The sequence below is a fragment of the Amycolatopsis sp. NPDC004772 genome (assembly GCF_053601215.1).
In genome coordinates, this window is record NZ_JBSGBK010000072.1 from 19,899 (window position 1) to 44,349 (window position 24,451).

The following is a 24,451-nucleotide window of genomic DNA, read 5'->3' on the forward strand; positions in this document are numbered from 1 at the left end:
GCAACGAAAGACGGTTGTGTCCGGTTGATCTCCGTCGTACCGTTCGGTGGGTCACGCTCGGAGCGTTCTGGGAGGTTTCGCGTGCGCACCTGGTTGCGGTCGTGCTTCGCCGCCGTCACCGTCAGCGCCACGCTGGTCGCGACCGGGCTGCCGGCCGCGGCCTGCGGCGAGGACGACAAGCCCGCGACCCCGGCCGCCCGCACGGCGGGTGATCCGGGCGCGATCAAGAACGTCAAGGCCGTCGGCAACGTGCCCGACGCCGCCGGCGCCATCTCGATCGGCTTCCTCGACTACGGCCGCCGGGACGTCATGGTCGTGTCCGGCGAGTTCGGGCTCAAGGTCTACGACCTGACGAAGAACCCGGCCGCGCCGAAGCTGGTCGGGCAAGTCAGCCTGCCGGGCCTGTGGGAGACCGAGGACACCGAGGTCGACCAGGACCGCAAGCTGGTCTTCCTGTCCCGCGACCCGCGCGCCTACGGCGGCACCACCCACACCGGCGAGTCCGGCATCTACGTCGTCGACGTCTCGAAGCCCGAGGCCCCGGCGATCCTCAGCTACGTGAAGGTGCCGGCCGGCCACACCACCAGCTGCGTCGACGGCTGCCGCTACCTCTGGACCGGCGGCCCGGCCAAGGCCGACGACCAGCCGGCCGACTGGGGCGGGCGCCCGATCTGGGTCACCGACATCCGCGACCCGAAGCACCCGAAGGTGAACCCGCAGCCGATCGAGCTGGCCCGCAACGACGGCAAGACCGACTACGTGCACGACGTGCAGGTCGACGCCGACGGCGTGGCCTGGGTGTCCGGCCGCGGCGGCGTCCGCGGCTACTGGACGTCCGGCATCCACCGCGACCCGCTGTCCGGCAAGATCCGCCGCGCGACGGCGCACGAGCCGATCCCGTACGCGGGCGGCGGCATCGCCGAGACGGCGGCGCCCTCGCGGTTCATGCACAACAGCTTCCACCCGGCCGGCCACCGCATCGGCGACGGCGCGTGGCGCGGCCAGGACCTGATCTACGCGACGGAGGAGAACTTCGTCGACGGCTGCGCGGGCGACGGCGTCCTGACGATCTCGTCGTTGAAGGGCTCTTACCACGGGGAAGGCTGGCGTTCGACGCCGGAGCAGCCGTTCCGGTTGCCGAGCGTCGGAACGTGGAGCGTCAACGGCCAGGAGGGCAGCGACCCGGCCTCCGACGACTGCTCGGCGCACTACTTCGACGTCCGCGGCAAGATCCTGGTCCAGTCGTTCTACGCGCAGGGCACCCGGTTCCTCGACGTCAGCGACCCGACGAACCCGCGGCAGATCGCCTACTACCGCCCGGCCGACGCGAGCGCGTGGGCGCCGTACTGGCACGGGAAGTACGTGTACGTGGCCGACAACACCCGCGGCATCGACGTCCTGCAGCTCACGAAGTAGCCGGGGCCGGGGCCGCCGTGCTGGGGCTCGGCCACCCGGTGCTCCGCCCACAGCGCGGCGAACTCCGCCGACCGCGTGCACAATTCCCCGGCGAGCCGGGCCAGTGCGTCGTCCGCGGGGCCGGACCGCAGGACGGCGACGACGCCGGCGGCGATCCGCGCCCAGTCGCGGTACACCACCCGGGCCCGCGGGTCGAGGAACATCCACTTCGCCGTGTTGCGGTCCGCCGGCGGCATCGCCTCGAAGTCCGCCAGCAGCGCCTTGCCCGCGTGGTTGATCGCGAGCACCTCCAGGTGCGGGCCGTGGATGACGGCCGGCACGGCCAACGCACCGATCATCGACCGCAACGCGGGCCGGGCGCGCGGGGGAGCGGGCACGGCGTGGCGGCCGGGCGGCCCCGGGCCGGCCGTAATGGGAAGCGTCCGATCACCGCGTTCCCCGGAGAAGATCATGCCTTTGCCCGCCACCCCGCCGCAGGACCCCGAGTCGCCGTTCGCTTCCATGCGTGGGTACCACACCGGGATCCGCTACCCCGACTTCGAGGCGGCCCGCGCGTTCTGGGTCGACACGATGGGCTGGCGCGTCCTGCAGGTCTGGCCGTACGGCGACCTGACCCTGGCCTACGTGTTGCCGCCCGCCCAGGACTGGAAATACTCGGCGGCCCAGCCGCAGTTCGGCGACGTCGACGCGAGCCTGGCCGTGAACGGCTACAACCACGTCTGCCTGTCGGTGGCCAACGTCGACGAGACCCTGGCCGAGCTGCGCAAGCGCGGCGTCGAAATCGTCAACCCGCCGTTCGAGATCGCCGACATCAGCGCGCGGCTCGCGTTCTTTCGCGACCCGTGGGGCAACATGTTCGAGCTGTCCGAGCGCGTCGGGTGAGCCGCCGGAGGCCGCCGCGGTCCGGCTCGGCGGCGGCCTCCGGTGTCCTCTACTGCCGCAGCCAGACCGCGGTGTCCGTCGGCAGCGTGTCGGTGACTTCGCCGCTGGCCAGCAGGATTTCGCCCGGCGGCAACGGCACCGGTTCCGGGGAGAAGTTCAGCGCGAACGTGAACCCCCGCCGGAACGCCAGCACGCCTTCCCCCAGCGAGAGCCATTCCAGCTCGGCCGCGGGGAAGTCCCGCCGCAGCCGGAGCCCGGTGCGGTATAGGGACAGCATCGACGCCGGATCCGCTGCCTCCGCCTCGGCGGTGTAGTCCCGCCACGAGGCGGGCTGCGGCAGCCAGGCTTCGCCGCTGCCGAAGCCGAACGGGGGCTCGGACCCCGACCACGGGATCGGCACGCGGCAGCCGTCGCGGCCCGGGTCGGTGCCGCGGGTGCGGGCGAAGACCGGGTCCTGGCGCAGCTCGTCCGGGATGTCCAGGACCTCCCACAGCCCCAGCTCCTCGCCCTGGTAGACGTACAGCCCGCCGGGCAGGGCGAGCGTCAGAAGCGCCGCCGCGCGGGCTCGGCGGGTGCCCAGCCCGAGGTCGACCGGGGCCGAGTGCAGCCGGTTCGCGAACGAGAAACCCGTGTCGCCTTCGCGGCCGTAGCGGGTGACGTGGCGGGTGACGTCGTGGTTCGACAGCACCCAGGCCGCCGGGGCGCCGACCTCGTCGTGCGCCTTCAACGTCCGGTCGATCACGTCCCGGAAGCGCTTGTTGTCCCACGGGCAGACCAGGAAGTCGAAGTTGAACGCCGAATGCAGCTCGTCGCGGCGCAGGTAGCGCGCCGCCCGGGACATGTCCGGCAGCCACATCTCGCCGACCAGCACCCGCTCGCCGCCGTAGCTGTCGGCGATCTTGCGCCACGAGCGGTAGATCTCGTGCAGGCCTTCCTGGTCGGAGAACGGCGTCTCGTCGCCGTCGTCGACGTCGGGCAGGTGCGGGTCCTTGACCAGGCCGTCGGCGACGTCGATGCGGAAGCCGTCCACCCCGCGGTCGAACCAGAAGCGCAGCACGTCCTCGAACTCCGTGCGGATCTCCGGGTTGTCCCAGTTGAAATCGGGCTGGCGGGAGCTGTAGAGGTGCAGGTACCACTCGCCGTCCGGGACGCGCGTCCACGCGGACCCGCCGAAGCGCGACTTCCAGTTGTTGGGCGGCTCGCTGCCGTCCGGGCCGCGGCCGGGGCGGAACCAGAACCGCTGCCGCTCCGGCGATCCCGGGCCCGCGGCCAGCGCGGCCTGGAACCAGGGGTGCTCGTCGGAGCAGTGGTTGGGCACGATGTCGATGATCACCCGGATGCCCCGGGTGTGGGCTTCGGCGATCAGGTCCTCCGCCTCGGCGAGGGTGCCGAAGAGCGGTTCGATGTCGCGGAAGTCGGCGACGTCGTAGCCGCCGTCGTCCATCGGGGACGGGTACCACGGCGTGAACCAGATCGCGTCGATCCCCAGGTCGGCCAGGTGGTCCAGCCGGGCGCGGACGCCGGCGAGGTCGCCGACGCCGTCACCGTTGCCGTCCGCGAAGCTGCGGATGTACACCTGGTAGATCGCCGCGCTCCGCCACCAGCCGGTCTTGTCGGTCACGTAGGTGCCCCTTCTGGTCGTCGTGGAAAACTCAGCCCTTGATGCTGCCGGCGGTCAGCCCGGCGAGGATCTGCCGCTGGAAGGCCAGGAACAGCGCCACCATCGGCAGGCTGGCCAGCACCATCCCGGCGACGAGCACGTTGAGCGGCATGTCGATCGCCACCCGCTGCAGCATCACCGAAAGCGTCTGCTTTTCGGTGTCCGGGAACACCAGCAGCGGCCAGATGAAGTCCTTCCACGCGGCGACCACCGCGAGGATCGACACCACGGCCAGGATCGGCCGCGAAATCGGCAAGATGATCCGCCAGAGCGTGCGCACCGGCCCGGCGCCGTCGATGCGCGCCGCCTCGATCAGCTCGTCGGGGATCTGGTCGAAGAACCGCTTCAGCAGGTAGATGTTGAACGCGTTCGCCGCCGCGGGCAGCCAGACCGCGGCCGGCGAGTTGATCAGGTTGAGGTGCAGCAGCGGCAGGTCCGTCACCGTCACGTACGTCGGGACGAGCAACGCCGTGGCCGGCAGCATCAGCGTGGCCAGCATCAGCCCGAGCACGACGTTGCCGAATTTCGGCCGCAGCTTCGACAGCGCGAACGCGGCCGGGACGTCGATGGCCAGCTGCGCCAGCCACGCGCCGCCGGCGACGATCAGCGTGTTGAGGAAGTACTTGCCCAGGCTGAGCTGGCTCCAGGCGTCGGCGAAGGTCTCCGGGTGCCACTCGCGCGGGACGAGCGTCGCCGGTGTCTGCGCCAGTTCCTGCGGTGACTTCATCGCGCCCGTCACGACCCAGTAGAGCGGGAACATGAAGGCGAGGATGAACACGGCGAGCGTGCCGGCGAAGACGACGGCGTAGACGACCTTGCCGCGCGGGCTGCGCAGCGCGCCGGGGGAGACGAGGGTCCTCATGCTTGGTCCGCCTTCCGCGTCAGCCGGACGTACCACGCCGAGAACACGCCCAGCGCCACGAACAGCAGCAGGCTCATCGCGCTCGCCGAGCCGAAGTCGTTGTAGACGAAGGCGTACCGGTAGAGCAGCAGGAGCACGGTCACCGTGGAGTCGTCCGGGCCGCCGCCGGTCATCACGTACGGCTCGGTGAACACCTGCATGGTCGCGACGACCTGAAGGAGCAGGAGCACCAGCAGGACGAACCGGGTCTGCGGGAACGTCACGTGCCGCAGGCGTTTCCACAGCCCGGCGCCGTCGAGCTCCGCGGCTTCGTAGAGCTCGCCGGGGATTGTGCCGAGCGCGGCGAGGTAGATGAGCGTGGTGCTGCCCATGTTGGCCCACGTCGAGACGAACACCAGGCTGAGCATCGCGGTGCCGCTCGAGTCCAGCCACTGGCCGCCGGGGAGGCCGGCCGCGCCGAGCGCGGAGTTGAACAGGCCGGGACCCGGGTCGTAGAACCACTTCCACATCAGCGCGGTGACCACGGGCGGCAGCATCACCGGCAGGTAGACGGCGAGCCGGAAGAACGCCTTGGCGTGGCGGAGTTCGTTGAGCAGCACCGCGGTGAGGAACGGGACGGCGAAACCGAAGACCAGCGCGAGCCCGGTGAACAGCAGCGTGTTGCGCCAGGCGACACCGAAGAGCGGGTCTTCGAAGAGCCGCGTGAAGTTGTCGAAGCCGACCCATGTCGGCGCGTTGACGAAGTCGACCTGCTGGAAGCTCAGCAGCACCCCGCGCACGATCGGGTACCAGGAGAACAGCGCGAACACCACGAGTGCGGCGCTGAGCAGGCCGTACGCGGTGACGTTCTCCTTGAGCTTGCGCTTCAGCCGGGTCCGGTTCGCCGCCGTTGCGGCCGGGCGCCCGGCCCGCGACGGTTTCGCCGCGGGCCAGGCGAGCAGGCTACTTGACCTGGGCGAGGACACTGTTGACCTTCGACGACGCCGACGACAGCTGCTGATCGAGGTTGGCGTTCTGGTCGGTGAGGACGGCCTGCATGACGCTGTCGAGCGCGGCGTAGATCTGCTGCGCGTTCGGCGGCTCGATGCTGCCCTTGATCTTGCTGGTGGTGTCTACATAGGACTGGAAGTTCTTGGCGGGGACGTTGGCGTACTTGGCCTTGAGGGCCAGCTGCTGCTCGCGGACCGAGCCGGTCCAGACGTCCGGGGTCGGCTCGGCGGGCAGGCCGACCGGCTGCTTGCCGTCGACGTACTGCTGGATGTGCTTCTCGAAGCGGTCCGGGTTGAGGTACTTCCACTGGATCCACTCGAGGCCGGCTTTGACCTTCTCCGGCGAGGCCTTCGGGTTGATCATGTAGCCCTCGCCGCCGAGCAGGGTGCCCTGGCCGCCGGGCATGCCCGCGATGCCGTAGTCCTCGTACTTGCCGTTGAATTGCTTGACCAGCACGGGAACGTTGTCCGGGGCGGCCATGTACATGCCGAGCTGGCCGGCGCCCATCATGCGCTGGACGTCCTGCGCTTCGAGCAGCTGCTTGGCGCCCATGGAGTTGTCGGTCCAGCGCATGTCGTGCAGGTACTGCAGGGCTTGCTTGCCCTTCTCGTTGGCGAAGTCGGCGACCCACTTGTCGCCGTCCTTGCGGGCGATGTCGCCGCCCATCGAGTACAGCCAGCCAGCGAGGTGCCAGCCGCCCTGGTTGTTCTTGCTGTAGTCGGCGTACCCGACGACGCCATTGCCGAGCGCGGAGATCTTCTTCGCGGCTTCGCGCACTTCGTCCCAGGTCTGCGGCGGCTTGTCCGGGTCGAGCCCGGCCTTCTGGAACAGCGGGCGGCTGTAGAGCAGGCCCATCGTGTAGTTCATGGTGGGCAGGCCGTAGAGCTTGCCGCTGGAGTCACGGAAGTTGTCGAGGAGTTCCGGCTTGATGTCGCTGACGTGCGGAACGCTCTTCGCCGCTTCCGTGATGTCGGCGGCTTGGTGGCGGGCGATGATCTGCGCGGGATCGGTGAAGTAGACGTAGTAGACGTCTTCGAGCTGCCCGCCGGCGAGCTTGGCGGAGAACGTCTTGGGGTCCATGAAGCCTTCGTGCGGATCGATGTCGATGTTCGGGTGCGAAGCCTCGAACTCCTTGACGTCGGCGTCGAACACGCTGCGCTCGAACGGCTGGCTGGTCGGCGGCTGCCCGGTGACGGTGATCTTCACCTTGCCACCGGTCTGGGCGGCGGTGTCGCCGTCTCCGCAAGCGGCGGCGGTGAGGGCAAGCCCGCCGGCGGCGAGCAGGCAGAACATCCGTCGGGTGGCGGTTCTGGACCAGGGACTGCTCATCTCAAGCCTCTTCTCGGGGTCGCGACGGCTGTCACGTGATTGCGGTCACTCTAAAGTGGTAGACCGGATCGGCGCAATAAGGCGACGAGAAGTTGCAAGTTACGAACAGGACGCGCGGCAGCGTGAGCGCGCGAAAAAGCGCGACGGCTCGCGAGCCGTCGCGCCTCTCAGGGGTCGGACGTCAGTCGATGCGGCGCGCGGTCGAGCCCCGCACCACCAGCTCCGGCGCGAACAGCAGCTCCTCCGCCGCCACCTCGCCGCCGTTGATCCGCTTGACCAGCAGTTCCACCACCGCCCGCCCCATCGCCTCGATCGGCTGGCGCGTCGTCGTCAACGGCGGGTCGGTGCAGTTCATCAACGCCGAGTCGTCGTATCCGACCACCGAAATGTCCTCCGGCACCGACAGCCCCTGCCGCCGCGCTGCCCGCACCGCGCCCAACGCCAAAAGGTCACTCGCGCACAGCACCGCCGTCGCCCCTCGCGGGTACAACCGGGCCGCCGCCGCGTGGCCGCCTTCGATCGAAAACATCCCGTGCTCGACCAGCTCGTCCAGCACCGGCAGGCCCAGCTTCGCCGCGTACGACCGGAACGCCTCGAGCTTGCGCTGCGACGGGACGTGGTCCGACGGGCCCAGCACCAAGCCGATCTTCTCGTGCCCGAGCGAACTCAGGTGCCCGACGACCTGCTCCACCGCCACCGCGTCGTCGCACGACACCTGGGGCAGCCCGAGGTGGTCGACCGCCGCGTTGATCAGGACCGTCGGCAGCCGGCGCTCGACCAGGTGGTGGTAGTGCGAATGGACCGCGTCCGCCTGCGCGTACAGGCCGCCGGCGAACACCACACCCGACACCTGCTGCTGCAGCAGCAGCTCGACGTACTCCGCCTCGGACACCCCGCCCGCCGTCCGCGTGCAGAGCACCGGCGTGAACCCCTGCTGGGCGAGGGCGTTGCCCATGATCTCGGCCAGCGCCGGGAAGATCGGGTTCTGCAGCTCCGGCAGCACCAGCCCGACCAGCCGGGCGCGCTCGCCGCGGAGCTGGGTGGGCCGCTCGTAGCCCATCACGTCCAGTGCGGTGAGCACGGCGGCGCGGGTGCTGGCGGACACCCCGGACCGGCCGTTGAGCACCCGGCTGACCGTGGCTTCGCTGACCCCGACCTGGCGGGCGACTTCGGCAAGACGACGCGTCATAGTCGAAACTTTACAGCAACTCGGCGCAAAAGTAAGACAAGCCCGGACCGGTGGCGACACCGGTCCGGGCTCGGAGACTACGCGGCCGCGACCTCGAACTCCGACGCCTGACCGGCGGGCCAGCCGGTGTTGCCGGTGAACGTCAGCCGCACGAACCGCTGGGACGTCGTCGCGAACGACGCCGACGCCGTGTTGCCGGACGCCGGGTCGAACGTGTAGCCGCGCGCACCCACCAGCGTCGTGTATGCGCCGCCGTCGGTGCTGCCTGAGATCGTCACTGTCTGGGTGCGCGCGCCCCACGCCGAGGACGGCGGCAGTTTCAGCGTCACCTTGTTGATCGACGCCGCCGCGCCGAGGTCCACCGTCAGCGTCTGCGGGAACGCGTTGTTCGTGCTCTCCCAGTACGAATTCGCGTCACCGTCGTTCGCGTTCGACGGCGGGAAGCCGCCCTGCGAGCCGGACGCGCCGATCGCCTTGCCGCGCGCCAGGTTGGTGCCGGACTGCGGGGGCTGCGGCGGGCCCGAGTTCGGCGCGGGCCAGGTCGAGCAGTCGCCCCAGGTGCCGGTCCAGCCGCTGTTGCCCGAGCCGCTGAAGGTCATGCGCGGGATCGACGTCGGGTACGGGCAGTTGTACGTCCCGGTGACGCCGACGCCGGACGCCGTCAGGTTGCTGATCGACACCGCACCCTGCGTCTGGGACTGCGCGACGAACGTGCCGGCGCCCTGCACCGTGACGCCGTCGATGGTGATGCCCTGGATCGGCTTCCCCGCGCCGTTGCCGTCGATGAACTGGATGGCCTCGTACGGGCTCTGGATCGCGGTGAAGCCGGTGACGCGGATGGTCACGCCGGTGATCGCCTGGTCGCGGGCGTCGAACCAGAGCGCGCCGACGCCGAACTGCCAGTTCGGGTCGAGCGCGCCGGCCCGCAGCGCGGTGTTGTTCGACAGCGTCACCGTGCCGGACAGCGGTACCGAGCTGAACCGGTTCGCGACCAGGTAGCCGCCGCCGAGGGCGTTGGTGTCCTGGACGAGGTTGCCGCTCACGGTGTTGTTCGAGCCGCCGTACAACGCGATGCCGTTGGCCAGGTTCGGCTGCACGACCGTGTTGTTCACCAGCGAGTTGCCCGAGTCGGCCTGGCCGTTGGACCACAGGGCGAGGCCGTCGTCGCCGTTGTTGCGCAGGTAGTTGTTGCGCAACGTCGAGTTCGTGACGGCGCCGTCGAAGTTGACGCCGTCGGCCTGCGTGTCGAGAATGCGGTTGTTCTCGATGGTGACGTTCGACGAAGCGCCGTTCATCAGCCACAGCCCGCATTTCGTGTCCTGGATCCACAGACCGGATACGACCGAGCCGGTGCCCAGGACGCCGTGGAAGGCGTTGTCGGGGCTGCCGTCGTTGCGCTCGGTCACGTCACCGAACACGGCGAAGTCGTAGAGCTTGATGTTCCCGGACGCGCTGCCGTTGTTGAAGATGTTGTTGCCGTGCAGCACGGTGTACCACTGACCCGCGCCGCGGACCGTGGTCTGGTCGATCTGCAGCGCCGACCCGATTTCGAACCGCCCGGACGGCACCCACACCTCACGCCCTTGCGAGCGCGCGGCCGAAAGGGCGTTGCGGAACGCCTGCGAGTCGTCCGACGAGTCGTTCGCCGTGGCGCCGTAGTCGGTCACCGACAGCGCGTTCGCCGGTTTCGTGCCCGCGCCGCCGACCTGCTCGAAGTCGGCGAGGTCGATGGTCGCCTGACCGACGTCACCGGAGTCGGCCTGCACGCGCACCTTCGCGCCCGCCGCCAGGTTCTGGCCCAGCAGCAGCCGGGCGTCGTCGAAGAAGTGGTGCGTCTTCGCGCCGGGGATCCAGCCGGTGTCCACATAGGAATAGCGGGAGGTGACCGGCAGCGCCAGCCTGGTCCCGTTGACCGACACCGTGAGGCGGCCGGACGAGCCGTCCGGGACGTTGTAGTGGACGTTGATCGAGTTGGCCGCGGCGGGCAGCGTGAACTCGACGTACTGGCCGGTCGTGATCCGGACCGCCTGCCGCCCGGACGCTTCCGAGGCGATCGACGCCTGGGTGTGGTCGGGGCCGACAGCCGAGCCGTTGGTCGCCGAGCACTCGGCCTCGACGGTCCGGAACGGCACGCTCGCGCCGCCGGACGCCGTCGTCGGGCAGGTCGCCGCGGCGGCCGGGGTGGCGCCGGACAGCACGGTCAGGCCGGACGCGGCGAGCGCGGCGGCGAGCAACGCCGGGATGCGGGACATCGTCATCACCTCTCAGGAGGAATAGGCTTCGAGTTCGGACAGCTGCCCGGCGGGCCAGCCGGTGTTTCCGGTGAAGGTGAGCCGCAGCGTGCGCACCGACGTCGCCGGGAAGGTCACGGTCGCGGAATTGCCGGACGCGGGGTTGAACGGGTAGCCCGCCGCGGCCTTGACGCCGTCGACCGAGATCGTCAGCGTGCGGGTGCCCCACGCCGAGGACGGCGGCAGCTTCAGCACCAGCCGAGAGACAGTGACCGTGCTGCCGAAGTCGACGGTCAGCGACTGCGGGAACGCGTTGTTCGTGCTCTCCCAGTAGGAGTTCGCGTCGCCGTCGACCGCGTTGCCCGGCGGGAAACCGCCCTGCGAACCGGACGCGCTGACGTTCTTGTGCAGCGCCAGGTTCCCGCCCGGCTGGGTCGTCGTCGTGGTCGGCGGCGGGGTGGTGGTCGTCGTGCCGCCGTTGTCCGAGCCGTACACCGGTGCCGGCCACGAGCCGCAGTACGTCGTCGTCCAGCCGGAGTTGCCGCCCTGGTCGGCGAGACCCGCCATCGCGTCCGGGCCCATGCAGTTGTAGACACCCGCGCGGCCGACCCCGGTCGCGACGACGTTCTTCACCGACCCCGTCGGCTTGGCCTGGATCTGCCAGGCGAACGTGCCCGCGCCGGTGATGCGCACGTTGGTGAAGTGCACGTCCGTGGTCGCGCTGTCGATGAACTGGATGGCCTCGTAGTTGTTGTCCTGCAGGTCGAGGTCGGTGACGTCGATCCGGCCGGTGATAGCGGAGTCGCGGCCGTCGAACCACAGCGCGCCCACGCCGAACTGCCAGTTCGAGTCGAGCACGCCGGTGCGGATGGCGGTGTTGCGCGCGACCGTCGTGGTGCCCGACAGCGGCACCGCGCTGAACCGGTTCGCGACGTGGAGGCCGCCGCCCTGGTCCTGGTTGTCGGCCACGACGTTGTCGGACACGGTGTTGTCGTGCCCGCCGTAGACCGCGATGTTGTTGGCGAGGATCGGCAGCAGCACGGTGTTGAAGGAGAACGTGTTGTGGTGGTCGGCGTCGTGCTCGGACCACATCGCCAGGCCGTCGTCGCCGGTGTTGCGCAGGAAGTTGTTCGTCACCAGCGTGTTGCTGATGCCCTGGTGCAGGTTCAGGCCGTCGGCGGTCTGGTCGAGGATCCGGTTGCCGGACACGGTGAGCCCGTCGAACGGCCCGTCGAGCCACAGCCCGACCTTCGTGTGCTGCAGCCACAGGTTCTGCACGACCGAGCCGCCGCCGAGCGCGCCGCCGATGGCGTTGGACTGGTCGCAGTCGACGCGGGCGTCGACCTGGCCGATGATCGCGAAGTCGAACAGCTTGACCGCGCTGCTGGTGCCGGGGACGGCAGGGTTTCCGGGATACGTCGGCGTTCCGCAGCTCGCCGGCTCGCCCTTGCCGAAGATCCCGGCACGCGGCCCGGTCAGCACCGAGTACCACGGTCCGGCACCGCGGATCGTCACCTGGTCGACGGTGATGTGGTGGCCGAGGGTGAAGGTCCCGGCCGGGATCCAGACCTCCTTGCCCTGGCTGCGCGCCGCGGCCACGGCGGCGTCGAACGCGCCCGCGTCGTCGCCGGCGTCGTTCGCGGTGGCGCCGTAGTCGGTGACGGACACCGAGTTCGCGGGCCGGGCGGCGGCCGCGCCGACCTGCTCGAAGTCGGCGAGGTCGACGGTGACCGGGGTGACGTCGCCCGCGTCGACCTGCAGCCTGATCTTGGTGCCGGCCGGGTAGGACGTGCCGAGCAGCGCGCGGGTCTCGTCGTAGAAGTGGTGCGCGTGGCCGTCGCCCGGGTTGTTGGTGAACGGGTACGAGCCGTAGTACCAGGCCCACTTCGACGTCAGGGCGATGTCCCGGCTGTGCGAGCCGCCGACGTACAGCGAGATCGTGCCGTTGACCGAATCCGGGACGCTGTAGCGGACGTCGATCGAGTTCGCCGGTGCGGTGAGGGTGAATTCGACGTACTGGCCCTGGCCGGAGAGCGTCACCGCCTTCCGGCCGGAGGCTTCGCCGGCGAGGGTGCCGGCGGCGCGGTTCGGGCCGATGACCGACCCGTTCGTCGCCGCGGTTTCCGCTTCCTGTTCGAGGAAGGGGACGGAGGCGCCGCGGGCGGCGGCGAGCGCGCCGGCCGGAACCGCGGCGATGGTGACGCCCGCCGCCGTGACGACGGCGAGGGCGAGAGCGCCGAATCTGAATTTGGGCGCACTGAAGACAGAGCTGGGAGACATGGGCAGCACTGGCCTTTCCGCAGCTGGTGGGGACCTCTGTGATCGGGATCATACGAATCTCGGACAAGAAATCGCAATAGTCGAACGAACTTACGCAAGTTTGCGACAGGAATTGACGACTGGGCTGCATGTCCGACGGCTGCTTACGACCGGCGGAGCAACGCCTCCGCCGCCGCCCCGCGCTGATAGTTTTCCGGCATGAGCCAGCGACGTGCGGACGGGAGCGCCGGGGACGCCGACTACGGCGCCATCGGCGGGGTCTACACCGACTACCGCAAGCCGGATCCGCGGATCGGCCGGTACATCCTCGACGCGCTGGGCGAGGCCCGGACGGTGCTGAACGTCGGCGCGGGCGCCGGTGCGTACGAACCCGAAGACCGCGAAGTGACCGCGGTCGAACCGTCGGCGTCGATGCGCGCGCAGCGGCCGGCGGGTCTGCCGCCGGCGGTGGACGCGGTCGCCGAGAAGCTGCCGTTCGGCGACCGGGCGTTCGAGGGCGCGATGAGCACCTTCAGCGTGCACCAGTGGAACGACCTGTGGACCGGCCTCAGGGAGCTGCGCCGCGTCACCCGCGGCCCGATCGCGATCCTGACCTGCGACCCGGACCTGCTGCGCCGCTTCTGGCTGCTCGACTACGCACCCGAGGTGATCGAGACCGAAGCCCGCCGCTACCCGTCGGTCGACGACATCGCCGACGGCCTCGGCGGCCACACCTCGATCGTCCCGGTGCCGATCCCGATCGACTGCACCGACGGCTTCAACGAGGCCTACTACGCCCGCCCGGAACGCCTGCTGGACCCGGGCGCCCGGCTGTCGTGCTCGGCGTGGAGCTTCGTCGACGACCGCGTGCACCACCGCTTCGCCGCGGAGCTGCAACACGACCTCGACGACGGGACGTGGGAGCGCCGCTACGGCCGGCTGCGCGAACAGCCGACCTTCGAAGGCTCCCTGGTGCTCGTCGTCTCGAACCCCACGGCCTGAGTACCGCGGGTTCGCCCGCCCGGCTGCGCCGCCTACTCGGCCAGGAGCTCCTGCAGCTCCCGCACCGCGACAGCGAGTTCGTCGGCGAAGCGGTACATCTCCGCCGAGACGTGCTTCGGCGTGCTCAGGTAGATGTTCCAGCGGTCCGGCAGCAGCACGTACGCAATGCCGATGCACTGCGGGCTGGTCGAGCCGAACCCGAAGTACTGGATGTTGACCGACGGCGCCGAACTGGTGCTCAGGTAGTCGTCGCGCGTCTTGAGCCAGCCGGGAGAGGTGTACAGGGCCGGCGTTTCGGTGTCGCCGCGGCGTTTCCCGATCAACTGCAGCTCCCACAGGTGCTGCTCCGGCGCGTCCCCCGCCTGGCATTCTTTCGCGCGGGCGACGTGCTTCGCCGCCGCGGCGCGGAACGCTTCGCGCTTTTCGTCCGCGGAGGCGTCGGAGGTCATGGCGTCGGCGAAGCGCACGACCTCCGGTGTCACCACGCGCATGGCCTCGGTCCGGCCGTTCTGGAACTGCCGGGTGGCGATCGATTCGTACGTCGCGCCGGTCAGGCCCTTCGCCCGGCGGTGGGCCAGCTGGTACGACATCTGCGCGAAGGCGTCCGGGGACATCCCGAGTTCCTTCGCCCGGTTGGCGCCGAAGTCGAACGACACCATCTGCGTCGCGGTGGCCTCCCCGTACGCCTGGTAGGCGGCTCCAGCGGCGCGCGCGTCTTCGCGGAGTTCGCCGGTCAGCTTGAACTCGACGACTTCGTAGCCGGGGACCCCGTCAGCCGGTTCGCGTTCCGCGCGCGGGCCGCTCAGGATGGCATCGGTGAAGCCGAGGATCGTGGTGCCGTCGAGTTCGCAGTGCTCGACGTTGATGCCCGCGGTGCCGTCTTCGAACACGATCAGCGACACGGCCTTGTCGTACCAGCGGTTGTCGCCGTACAGCAGCCGGTCGCCGGCCTCCAGCGCGTTCGACGGCGTGAAGTCGTCCAGGCACAAGCAGAACAACGCGGTTTCGATGGTCTCGAGCGCGTCGGCGTTGCCGGCTTCGAACAGCGCGGCCCGCGAAGCCGCCCACTCGGCGCGGGCCTTCGTGGTGAAGTGACCGGCCGGGACGTCGGCGCGGTGGTCGTCCTTGAGGATCGCGTGCAGCCCGTCGGCGATCTGGGCGGGCGAGTGCGGGCGGCCGTCTTCGGCGATGACGTCCATCCGGAACGGCGTGCCCTTCGAGAACACGACGATGTGCCGCTCGCCGGACGGGTACCGGGTGCGCGCGGTGTCGAGTACTTCGCCCGGGATGCGCGTCGCCGAAAACAGGAACTTGTGCTGCACCATCGACTGCGGCGTGCCGCGCAGCAGTACCGGCGGCACCAACTCGTCGTCGAGCCGCAGCTTGTAGTCCACGGCGGACGCGGCCAGCTCGGCCGCGCGTTCCACCTGGCCGAGCGGGGAGTCCTGGAACAGGAAGAAGAAGTTCGCGTTGAGCGCGATCCGGTCGCGGCGGCCGAGGTAGCGGTACGGCCAGAACGTGTCGAGCCAGCTGCGCACGCCGGGCGAGCGGTCGTACTCCTCGAGCCGGGCGTGCAGCTCCGGGCCGGGACCCGCCTGGAACTCCGCGACCGCTGCTTCGGTCTCCGCCAGCTCGTCCGGCGTCAGCAGCGGGGCACACCACTCGAGGAAGCGGCGGCAGCTGTCCTCCAGCGTGGGGAGCGGGACGCGGGGGAGCCGGTCCTCGTTGCCGAAGGTGCGGGTGGACCATTCCGGACTGCTCACGGTCATCCTTCTGGGTCGGGGAGTTCGAGTTCGGCCAAGCCTGCAGGACGGGAAACATACAGCCGGGCGTAGAGCCACCCGTCGGACTCCAGTCCGGTGGGGTCGACGCCGGCCGCGCTCAGGGTGTCCAGGATCTGTTCCTGCTCCTCGGCGGAGGCGAACTGCCGCTGCCGGAAGACGCCGTCGACGCTCGTGGTCTCGTACCCCAGCTCGGCGAGGCTCTCGGCGATCGGCTCATAGGAGAACATCCGCAGCACGAAGTGCGCCATCCACGGCCGCGCGCCGCGCGCGACGCGGGTGAGGGTCTTCTCGGTGACGTACCCGACGCAGCCGGTGGAGATGACGAGGTCGACGTCGTCCAGGAGCTTCTGCTGCGTGCTGTCCGGGTCGTCGCGTTCGAGGTCCGCGTGGAGCGCCTCGTCCAGGAAGCCGGCGGAAAGCGCGTATTCGAGCGCCGGGGCCGAGCTGTCCAGGCCGTAGAACCGCGGGTTGCCGGTGCGTACGCGCTTCCGGTCCGCCTCGACCAGCGCCGCGTGGTCCAGCGCGCGCACGGCCGGGTCCGTGTAGTGGGCGTAGAGGTCGTCCATGGTCGCTTCGCAGCGCTGCAAGGCCGCGTTGACACCGTACGAGCAGCCGACGTCGAGCACGGTCGGCTGCTCGGCGGGGTGTTCGGCGAACAACCGCGCGAAGTACGGCTTCGCCAGCTGTGGGATGCCGTAGCCGACGCGCTTCAGCGTGCCGAAGAACGGACGCGGGTCGGCCGCGGTGTAGATGTGGTCGAACGAGATCTTGCCGGTCGAGTCGAAAGGCACGGGCCAGGCTCCTAGTCGAGCAGTTCGTCGCCGCGGGCGGTCCGCTCCGCGAGGTGGGCGGGCAGGACGCGGCCGAACAGCTGCCGCGTCCGCTCCGCGCTGCCGATCACACCGGGACGCTCACTGAAGGCGAAGATCGCGGAGTGCCGCGCGATCGCGCCCTCCACGGTACTGACCCGGTGCAACGCGAAGCGACCTTTGAACAGCTGGAGATCACCGGGCCGCAGGTCCAGGCGCCGGACCAGCCGGGTGTCGCCGGCGAGCACCGAGCGCACGGCGGCGAAGTTCTCGTCCGCGGCGGACCGGATGTTCGGGCAGTACTCGAAGATCCCGCCGGCGCCCGCGGCCTGCGTCAGCATGCTGACGGTGTGGGTGTTCGTGTCGAAGTGCCACGGGTGCGCGCGGCCGGGCGCGATCACGTTGAGCGTCAGCCCCGACAGCGGGTCGGCGAGTTCGTGCAGCTCCGGCCGCCCGAAGCAGTCCGCGACGAACCGGCGGAACACCGGGCTGGTGTAGAGCCGGTTGATGATCGCCGAGGCCGGGATGCGGTCACGCGCGACGAAGGCGTTGCCGCGTTCCATGATCGTCCGGCCGGGGTGGTCTTCGGGCAGCGGCTCGTCGATCGCGGTGTTGTAGGCGTTGACCTTTTCGATCTTGGTGTACGCGTGCGGTTCGAGCGCGGCGCACTCCGCGCGCAGTACGTCGTGCAGCTCGGCACGGATGAAGTCGGGGAGCACGCTGCAGCCGGCGTCGGCCAGCTCCGCGCGGGTGCGGCCGACGACCTCGCGCCAGGCAGGACTGTCCGGTTCGGTGAGCGGGTAGCGGTCGGTGTCGACCATTTCCAGTGGCGCTACGGAGGTGCTCATCGTCGAGGTCCCTTCCGGCGGGTGAAGGAACAGAGGTAGCACAGAAGCCCGCCGGCCAACCGTCGGTTTGTGAGCGGTGACACAAAGTGGTCAGTTGCCGATTTCGGTGGCCCACGCGCTGAGCTTGACGGTGTCGGTGGTGCCGAGGTCCGTCTCCAGGGGCTGCTTCTGCTCGGGCTCCCCGGGGATCGGGACCACCGCGATCGCGGCACCGGTGTGCTGGTCGCCGCTGGTGACGGTCGCCGACCAGGCGAGCACCGAAAGCGCCTTCTCACCCGGCTGGAGAGTCAGGTCCTGCGGCCCCGGATCGGCGGCGAAGTAGGACGTCTCGTGCAGCACCCGGACGTCGAGCGCGGTGCCGTCGCCCGCGAGGACCTTCAGGTCCGGGTAGCCGGTGACCTTGCGCGGCACGGTGTCCCGGTTGGTCAGTGTGAGGACACTGGCGCGGTGCCCGAGGCCCGCTTCCACCTGACCGACCGAAAGCGACAGTCCGGTCGACGGCGGCGGTCCGTACGTCGGGCTCGGCGTCGGCGTGGGTACCGGCGGCGCGGGTGGCTGGCTGTCACAACCCGCGAGAAGCGCTACGAACAGAAGTGGTGCGAAGCGGGAAACCCCCATGCGCCGGAAGGGTAGCGGGCGCCCCGGAAGGCGCCCGCCACCACCTCACGGCGTCAGCAGGGGAAGCAGCGGCTTGCGCACGGCGGTCGCAACACCGTCCGACGCCTCCGCGGCGGCGATCCGCTCCGGCGACGGCCGTCCGTAGCCCGTCGTCCGCTGGACCAGCGGGCGGCCGAGCGGCTCGACCATCGCGCGCATGTCGCTGATCGTCTTGTACGACCCGTGCGACGCGCCGGCCATCCGGCTGATCGTCTCCTCCATCAGCGTGCCGCCGATGTCGTTGACGCCGCCCTGCAGCACCGCGCGGCTGCCCTCTTCGCCGAGCTTCACCCAGGAGCTCTGGATGTTGTCGATCATGCCGTGCAGCAGCAGCCGGGCCAGCGCGTGCACCGCGCGGTTCTCGCGCAGCGTCGTGCCCGGGCGGGCGAGGCCGGCCAGGTAGATCGGCGCGCTCTGGTGGATGAACGGCAGCAGGACGAACTCGGTGAACCCGCGCCGCCCGTGCTTCTCCAGGCCTTCGCGCTGCAGCCGGGCGAGCAGCTTCAGGTGCGCGACCCAGTGCGCGGGCGTGTCGACGTGGCCGTACATCATCGTGGACGTCGTCGGCAGCCCGACCTCGTGCGCGGTCGTGACGACCTTGATCCACTCCGACGTCGGCAGCTTGCCCTTGGTGAGCACCCAGCGGACGTCGTCGTCCAGGATCTCCGCCGCCGTTCCCGGCAGCGAGTCCACGCCGGACTCCTTGGCCTTGATGAGCCAGTCCTTCAGCGAGAGGTTGGTGCGCGAAGCGCCGTTCACGACCTCCATCGGGCTGTAGGAGTGCAGGTGGATCTCCGGCTGACGGCGCTTGACCTCGGCCGCGAGGTCGAAGTACGCGGTGCCCGGCAGGTCCGGGTGGATGCCGCCCTGCATGCAGATCTCGGTCGCGCCCGCGGCCCACGCCTCGTCGACGCGGTCGCCCACCTGCTCCAGCGAGAGCGTGTACGCGTCGGCGTCGGTGCGACGCTGCGCGAAAGCACAAAAACGGCAACCCGTGTAGCAGACGTTCGTGAAGTTGATGTTCCGCGTGACGACGAAGGTGACGTCGTCCCCGACCGTCTCGCGCCGCAGGTCGTCGGCGATCCGGGTGAACGCGTCCAGCTCCTTGCCGTCGGCGTGCAGGAGGGCGAGCGCGGCGTCGTCGGAGAGCCCGGCCGGGTCCTTTTCCGCGCCGCGCAAGGCTTCCAGGATGTCCGTGTCGAACTTGGCCGGTCCGGTCTTGATCCGGTCGCCGATCTCCTTCCAGTCCCCGTACACCGAGTCGAAGTCGCTGCGGCGGTCTTCGGTGCGGCCGCTGGTGTCGATCTCGGTGTGCAGGTCGGTGCGGCCGGACTCCTGCCAGCCGCCGTCCGGCTCCTGCCACGGGAGGCCGACCGGCATCGCGCCTTCGCCGGCCATGCCGGTGTCGTAGTCGACGAGCGCGGCGACGTGCCGCGTGATCCGCGGGTCCAGCCACGGCTCGCCGGCCTTGACGTACTCCGGGTAGATGGTGAGCCGTTCCTTCAGCTCGAAGCCGGCCTTCTCGGTGCGCCGCGCCAGCTCGTCGATTTGCGGCCACGCCCGTTCCGGGTTGACGTGGTCCGGGGTCAGCGGCGAGACGCCGCCCCAGTCGTCGATGCCGGCGCGGATCATCAGGTCGTACTGGTTGCCGATCAGGTTCGGCGGCGCCTGGATGCGCATCTTCGGGCCGAGCACCAGCCGCGCGACGGCGATGTTCGCGGCGAGCTCCTCGAGGTCGGCGTCCGGCGTCGCGCGCATCTTCGTGTCCGGCTTGGCCCGGAAGTTCTGCACGATGACTTCCTGGATGCCGCCGTAGGTCCTGGCGACCTTGCGGATCTCGAACAGCGCGTCCGCGCGCTCCTCGAACGTCTCGCCGATGCCGATGAGGACGCCGGTGGTGAACGGGACACTGCTGCGGCCGGCGTCTTCGAGCACCCTCAGCCGGACGGCGGGATCCTTGTCCGGCGAGCCGTAGTGCGGGCCACCCTTTTCGCTCCACAGCCGGGTCGCGGTGGTCTCCAGCATCATGCCCATCGACGGCGCGACCGGCTTGAGCCGCTGGAAGTCCTGCCAGGTCAGCACGCCCGGGTTGAGGTGCGGCAGCAGGCCGGTCTCCTCCAGCACCCGGATCGCCATCGCGCGGACATACGAGAGCGTGTCGTCGTAGCCGTGGGCGTCCAGCCACTCGCGGGCGGCCTTCCAGCGGTCCTCGGGCCGGTCGCCGAGCGTGAACAGGGCTTCCTTGCAGCCCATCTCCGCACCCTTGCGGGCGATGTCGAGCACCTCGTCGGGCGAGAGGAACGGCGATTCGAGCCGGCCGGGCACGGTGACGAAGGTGCAGTAACCGCAGCGGTCCCGGCACAGGCGCGTCAGCGGGATGAACACCTTGCGGCTGTAGGTGATGACGCCGGCGCGGCCGGCCTCGGCCAGGCCCGCGTCGCGGATGCGCGAGGCGTACTCGGACAGCTGGGTGAGGTCGTCACCGCGGGCGTGCAGCAGGACGCTCGCTTCGGCTACGTCGAGTGTCTTCCCGTCGCGCGCCCGGGCGAGCGCGCGGCGCATCGCGGAGGCGGTCGGGGCGGTGGCGTCGGGTTCGGGTCCCATTCCGCCAACGCTAGGACCGCCCTCGCGCGACCAGCCAGGGTGTGTTCCGCACCCGGCTCACCCGATCGGTTCGCGTGGTCGTCGCCGCAGGTCAACGGGTCCGCGTAGTTGTCGATCAGCACGCCGGCGTGTATTACCTAAAGGGTGGCATCGGTGGTCGGGAAGAAGATCGGCGGACGGACGTACTACTACCTGGCGGAGTCCGCCCGGGTCGACGGCAAGCCGCGGGTGGTGACCCAGCGTTACCTCGGTACCGCCGACGAGATCGCCCGCGCCGTCCCGGGCGGCGAACCCGCTTCGGCGTCGTACCGGACGTACGGCGACGTCGCCGCGGTCTGGGCGACGCTTTCGCGCCTGGATTTCGTCCGCCGTGTCGACGACGTCGTCCGCTCGAAGCCGGGCCTGGGGCTGACCCTGGCCATCGCTGTCCTGCACCGCGCGACCGCTCCCGCAACGCCGATCGGCGAGTGGTGGGCTTCCGGGGCGGCCGTGGACCTCGTTCGCCCCCGGATGGCGACGGTCGACGGGCTGTGGCGGGCCCTCGAACGTCTCACCCCCGAGCGCATCGCGGGAATCGAGGACACCGTCGCCACCGCAGTCCTGGACATGCTCGACGACCACGCCGCGCTCGCCGTCGACGTCCCGCAGTTCGCCGCGTTCGCCCCAGCCGACTGCACGCTGCCGTCCGCCTGCCAGGGCGTGCTCGCCGGAGCGGGCCTGCGGGTGACCCGCGACGGTGCGATCCCGCTCGAATCGCGGCTCTACCGGCGTGACGACGGCACCGCGCCGACGTTCGCCTCGCTGATGGGGGAACTCCGCCGCACTCGAGAACACAGCCCGGCGACGCTCGTCTTCCACGCGGGCCAGGCGGCGCAGCTGGACCTCGGCTCGCGAAGCGGCTTCGTCGGGTCGTTGCCGTTGACCGACCACCCCGAGCTGCTGACCCAGCCGGCGTCCGCGCGCAAGCGCGTCGACCCCGAACGGTTCGCCGGCCTCACCGCGCTGGACACCCACGCGGTCGTCGACGGCGTCCGGCGACGGGTGATCCTCACGCATTCGGCGACGCTGCACGCGGCGCAGTCCCGCGCGTTCGCCGACGAGCTGGCCACCGCGACCCGGGAGCTGGACGGCCTGGCCGAGGCGCTGGCCGCGGGCACCCACCGCGGCGACCGCGCCCAGGTGCACGCCGAGATCGGCCGAGTGACGCGGGGACGGCGCGTCGAGCGCGTGCTCACCGCCGTCCTGAGCGGGAACCGGCCCGGCGAGATCCGGCTCGAACGGCGGATCGACACCGCCGCGGTGGCGCGGCTCGACGAGGAGTTCTTCGGCAAGCAGGTGCTGGTCACCGACCGGGACTGGCCGGTCGCCGAGGTCGTGACGGCCTACCGGGCCCGCACCCACCTCGAATCGACGTTCCGCTGGCTCACCGGCCCCGCCGTCACCGGCCCGACCCCGCGCTGGGAGTGGACGCGGCAGCGGATCGCCGCGCACGGCCTCGTCTCGGTGCTCGCCGCGACCGTGACGCACCTGATGCGGCGCGAGGCGGACCGGGCGGGGATGAACCTGTCGGTGCGCGAGCTGCTCGACCAGCTGGCCGGCATCGGCGAGCTGGTGCTGCGGTACCCGTCGACCGGCGGCCGGCCGCGGACCAAGCGCCTGCTGACCGAGCTGGACCCGGGTCAGCAGGCGCTGGCCGGCCTGTTCGGCCTGGGTCAGGCGACGTCGGCGTAGCTGCTGCCGAGCTTCGCGTTGTCGAGCAGCGCCGTCGCGTGGCCGCTGTTGCCGGCTGCCTGTCCCGGCGCGGCGGTCAAGAGTTGTCGCGGAAGATCTGCAACGGGGAAAAACTCTGCACGACCGGCATCAGCTCGATGACGTTGATGTTCACGTGCTTCGGCTGGGACGCGGCCCAGTACACCGACTCGGCGACGTCGTCCGCCGTGAGCGGTGTCGTGCCTTCGTAGACCTTGTCCGCCTTGGCCTGGTCGCCGTCGAAGCGGACCTTCGAGAAGTCCGTGCCGCCGACCATGCCGGGCTCGACGTTGGTGACGCGCACGCCGGTGCCGTGCAGGTCGCTGCGCAGGTTGAGGCTGAACTGGTGGACGAACGCCTTGGTCGCGCCGTAGACGTTGCCGCCGGGGTAGGGATAGGTGCCGGCGATCGAGCCGATGTTGATCACGTGGCCGCGGCCGCGCTCGACCATGCCCGGCAGCAGCGCGCGCGTGACGTGCGCGAGGCCGCGGACGTTGGTCGCGATCATCTCGTCCCAGTCCCGCAGGTCGGCCTTGTGCGCCGGCTCGAGCCCCTTCGCCAGGCCGGCGTTGTTGACCAGGACGTCGACCTCTCGCCAATTTTCGGCAAGACCGTCGACAACGGTCTTGACCGCTTCGGGGTCGCTGACGTCGAGGACCACCGGGAGGACGGCGTCGCCGAGCTCGGCGGCCAGCTTCCGGAGCTTGTCCGCACTGCGGGCGACGGCGATCACGCGGGCGCCCTCGGCGACGAACCGGCGCGCGATGGCGTCACCGAAGCCGGCGCTCGCGCCGGTCACGAACACGGTCTGCTGGGTCATGGGGTGAACCTTATTCCGGTCAGGCCGGCGCTACCGATCGCAGCTACTGGTCAGGAACGTGCTGAGTGCCTCGTCGAACTCGGTTTCGCGCTCCAGGTTGGGCAGGTGGCCCGCGCCCTCGATCACCACCAGGGTGGAACCCCGGACCTTCCGGTGGATCAGCTCGGCGTCGGCGACCGGGGTGAACTCGTCCTCACTGCCGACGACCACCAGGGTCGGGACGCTGATGTTTTCGAGGCCGTCGGTGTAGTCGGGGCGTCCGGCGCGTCCCCTGAGCGCGGCCGCTGCGCCATCCTTCGGAGCGTTACGCATCATCTTGCGGACGTGCGCTTCGACGTCGGGCCGGGTCTCGCGGGTCTGTTTCGAGATCATCTTGGGGAGGAGCTCCTCGGCGTAGCTCTCCATGCCTTCCTCGGTGATCCGGTCGGCGGTGTCGTAACGGGCCTGCTTGGCCTGAGGTGTGTCCAGGCCCGCGAAGGTGTCGGCGAGCACGACAGCCGCGACGCGGCCGGAGTGGTCGGCGACCAGTTGCATGACGATCTGGCCGCCCATGGAGAGGCCGCCGAGGACGAACCGCTCCAGGTGCAGGCGGTCCGCCAGCTCGACGAGGTCGCTCGCGAAGACGTCGAGGCCGGTCTTGGTGTTCTGGCTCTTCGACTGTCCGTACCCGCGGAGGTCGGGCGTCACGACGCGGAAGCCGCTGCCGGTGAGGCGCGCGACCTGGGGACGCCACATCGAGCGGTCGAAGGGGTGGCCGTGGACCAGCAAGACGGGCTGTCCGTCGCGGGGTCCGAGGTCGTCGTACGCGAGTGTCATGCCGCCGACGCTAGGCGGAGCTTTGACGCGGAGCAATACGGTGCAATGTACTCGGAGCAATGTTCTTTCGGTGGCGCTCGCGGCCGGTTCGGGGCAGACTGAGCTGTAGACGGGCTTCGTCATGGGGTCTGACCTGCGCTGATCTTGTTAACCGACCCCCCTGTTCCGGGCCGTTTTCGGGCGTGTAATCTTCTCTTCGTCGCCAGGGAAACCGAGCGACAGGGACACGAACCAAGCTCTCGCGGATCGCGATTGAGTGGGTGTCCCACCAAAAACTGCTAGGAATAACCCGCTTCGGGTGACGCTGGGCCTCTTCGGTACGGTGTTGTTCGGGGTGTGTTGCTTGAGAACTCAACAGTGTGCTAGTGAACTAAGCCAGTAGAGCTTATATTGAAACCCCCTCGTCGGGGTTTCCTTTGAGAGCAGTAAAATGCCTCGATTGAACTGTTCATTGTTGGAGAGTTTGATCCTGGCTCAGGACGAACGCTGGCGGCGTGCTTAACACATGCAAGTCGAACGCTGAACCCACTTCGGTGGGGGATGA

The 24,451-nt window shown here is 69.9% G+C and carries 19 protein-coding genes and 1 rRNA gene; 5 read left to right on the forward strand and 15 right to left on the reverse strand.

Features of this window, described 5'->3' with window-relative positions; genetic code table 11:
- The first annotated feature begins 81 nt into the window (after nucleotides 1-81).
- The gene (locus ACWEF6_RS32310) at nucleotides 82-1,416 is read left to right on the forward strand and encodes an LVIVD repeat-containing protein (RefSeq protein ID WP_449686392.1); all 1,335 of its coding nucleotides are present in this window, start codon (nucleotides 82-84) and stop codon (nucleotides 1,414-1,416) included.
- Here the strand turns inward: ACWEF6_RS32310 and ACWEF6_RS32315 are convergent.
- The gene (locus ACWEF6_RS32315) at nucleotides 1,311-1,919 is read right to left on the reverse strand and encodes an MmyB family transcriptional regulator (RefSeq protein WP_449686393.1); all 609 of its coding nucleotides are present in this window, start codon (nucleotides 1,917-1,919) and stop codon (nucleotides 1,311-1,313) included. The two genes, ACWEF6_RS32310 and ACWEF6_RS32315, sit on opposite strands and share 106 nt — an antisense overlap.
- On the opposite strand from ACWEF6_RS32315, the gene ACWEF6_RS32320 reads away from it, so the two are divergent.
- Nucleotides 1,918-2,298, forward strand: a complete 381-nt coding sequence (locus tag ACWEF6_RS32320) for a VOC family protein (protein WP_449686394.1) — start codon at nucleotides 1,918-1,920, stop codon at nucleotides 2,296-2,298. The genes ACWEF6_RS32315 and ACWEF6_RS32320 overlap by 2 nt on opposite strands.
- 49 nt (nucleotides 2,299-2,347) lie before the next feature.
- On the opposite strand, the gene ACWEF6_RS32325 is transcribed toward ACWEF6_RS32320, so the two are convergent.
- From ACWEF6_RS32325 to ACWEF6_RS32355, 7 genes are all read right to left on the reverse strand, one after another.
- Nucleotides 2,348-3,919 (reverse strand): glycoside hydrolase family 13 protein, encoded by a 1,572-nt coding sequence (locus ACWEF6_RS32325; protein ID WP_449686395.1) that lies wholly within the window; start codon nucleotides 3,917-3,919, stop codon nucleotides 2,348-2,350.
- Nucleotides 3,920-3,950: 31 nt separating this feature from the next.
- Complete coding sequence (locus ACWEF6_RS32330) at nucleotides 3,951-4,820, reverse strand: carbohydrate ABC transporter permease (RefSeq protein WP_449686396.1); 870 nt, start codon at nucleotides 4,818-4,820, stop codon at nucleotides 3,951-3,953.
- Complete coding sequence (locus ACWEF6_RS32335) at nucleotides 4,817-5,785, reverse strand: carbohydrate ABC transporter permease (protein WP_449686397.1); 969 nt, start codon at nucleotides 5,783-5,785, stop codon at nucleotides 4,817-4,819. The genes ACWEF6_RS32330 and ACWEF6_RS32335 overlap by 4 nt, the downstream gene beginning before the upstream one ends.
- On the reverse strand, nucleotides 5,763-7,139 hold the full coding sequence (locus ACWEF6_RS32340; protein ID WP_449686398.1) for an ABC transporter substrate-binding protein: 1,377 nt from the start codon (nucleotides 7,137-7,139) through the stop codon (nucleotides 5,763-5,765). Before ACWEF6_RS32340 ends, ACWEF6_RS32335 begins: the two co-directional genes overlap by 23 nt.
- A 181-nt stretch (nucleotides 7,140-7,320) precedes the next feature.
- A complete protein-coding gene (locus ACWEF6_RS32345) occupies nucleotides 7,321-8,328 on the reverse strand; it encodes a LacI family DNA-binding transcriptional regulator (protein WP_449686399.1) in 1,008 nt (335 codons plus the stop codon).
- Nucleotides 8,329-8,405: 77 nt separating this feature from the next.
- Entirely contained in the window at nucleotides 8,406-10,586 is a 2,181-nt protein-coding gene (locus ACWEF6_RS32350; RefSeq protein WP_449686400.1) for a discoidin domain-containing protein, read from the reverse strand.
- Nucleotides 10,587-10,592: 6 nt separating this feature from the next.
- Nucleotides 10,593-12,839 carry a discoidin domain-containing protein gene (locus tag ACWEF6_RS32355; protein WP_449686401.1) on the reverse strand — a complete coding sequence of 749 codons (2,247 nt, stop codon included), beginning with the start codon at nucleotides 12,837-12,839 and terminating at the stop codon, nucleotides 10,593-10,595.
- 198 nt (nucleotides 12,840-13,037) lie between these two features.
- Between ACWEF6_RS32355 and ACWEF6_RS32360 the strand changes: the two genes are divergently transcribed.
- Nucleotides 13,038-13,820, forward strand: a complete 783-nt coding sequence (locus ACWEF6_RS32360; protein ID WP_449686402.1) for a class I SAM-dependent methyltransferase — start codon at nucleotides 13,038-13,040, stop codon at nucleotides 13,818-13,820.
- A 32-nt stretch (nucleotides 13,821-13,852) separates the two neighbouring features.
- Here ACWEF6_RS32360 and ACWEF6_RS32365 read toward each other — a convergent pair whose 3' ends face one another.
- The 5 genes from ACWEF6_RS32365 to ACWEF6_RS32385 all read right to left on the reverse strand — a co-directional run bounded on the left by ACWEF6_RS32365 (nucleotide 13,853) and on the right by ACWEF6_RS32385 (nucleotide 20,522).
- Nucleotides 13,853-15,589, reverse strand: coding sequence for a choline/carnitine O-acyltransferase (locus ACWEF6_RS32365; RefSeq protein WP_449686403.1), 1,737 nt, complete (start codon nucleotides 15,587-15,589; stop codon nucleotides 13,853-13,855).
- Nucleotides 15,586-16,395 carry a class I SAM-dependent methyltransferase gene (locus ACWEF6_RS32370; protein ID WP_449686404.1) on the reverse strand — a complete coding sequence of 270 codons (810 nt, stop codon included), beginning with the start codon at nucleotides 16,393-16,395 and terminating at the stop codon, nucleotides 15,586-15,588. Before ACWEF6_RS32370 ends, ACWEF6_RS32365 begins: the two co-directional genes overlap by 4 nt.
- Nucleotides 16,396-16,406: 11 nt before the next feature.
- Nucleotides 16,407-17,261 (reverse strand): HalD/BesD family halogenase, encoded by an 855-nt coding sequence (locus ACWEF6_RS32375; protein ID WP_449686405.1) that lies wholly within the window; start codon nucleotides 17,259-17,261, stop codon nucleotides 16,407-16,409.
- A gap of 90 nt (nucleotides 17,262-17,351) precedes the next feature.
- Nucleotides 17,352-17,852: a DUF4232 domain-containing protein gene (locus tag ACWEF6_RS32380; RefSeq protein ID WP_449686410.1), complete on the reverse strand. Its 501-nt coding sequence runs from the start codon at nucleotides 17,850-17,852 to the stop codon at nucleotides 17,352-17,354.
- A gap of 72 nt (nucleotides 17,853-17,924) precedes the next feature.
- A complete protein-coding gene (locus ACWEF6_RS32385) occupies nucleotides 17,925-20,522 on the reverse strand; it encodes a bifunctional FO biosynthesis protein CofGH (RefSeq protein WP_449686406.1) in 2,598 nt (865 codons plus the stop codon).
- A gap of 153 nt (nucleotides 20,523-20,675) precedes the next feature.
- Between ACWEF6_RS32385 and ACWEF6_RS32390 the strand changes: the two genes are divergently transcribed.
- The gene (locus ACWEF6_RS32390) at nucleotides 20,676-22,253 is read left to right on the forward strand and encodes an IS1634 family transposase (protein WP_449686407.1); all 1,578 of its coding nucleotides are present in this window, start codon (nucleotides 20,676-20,678) and stop codon (nucleotides 22,251-22,253) included.
- Between the two features lie 76 nt (nucleotides 22,254-22,329).
- Here the strand turns inward: ACWEF6_RS32390 and ACWEF6_RS32395 are convergent, their stop codons facing one another.
- Nucleotides 22,330-23,091 carry an SDR family oxidoreductase gene (locus ACWEF6_RS32395; protein ID WP_449686408.1) on the reverse strand — a complete coding sequence of 254 codons (762 nt, stop codon included), beginning with the start codon at nucleotides 23,089-23,091 and terminating at the stop codon, nucleotides 22,330-22,332.
- A 30-nt stretch (nucleotides 23,092-23,121) separates the two neighbouring features.
- Complete coding sequence (locus ACWEF6_RS32400; RefSeq protein WP_449686409.1) at nucleotides 23,122-23,907, reverse strand: alpha/beta fold hydrolase; 786 nt, start codon at nucleotides 23,905-23,907, stop codon at nucleotides 23,122-23,124.
- Nucleotides 23,908-24,358: 451 nt separating this feature from the next.
- Between ACWEF6_RS32400 and ACWEF6_RS32405 the strand changes: the two genes are divergently transcribed.
- Nucleotides 24,359-24,451: ribosomal RNA gene (locus tag ACWEF6_RS32405) — 16S ribosomal RNA — on the forward strand; the annotation flags it as partial.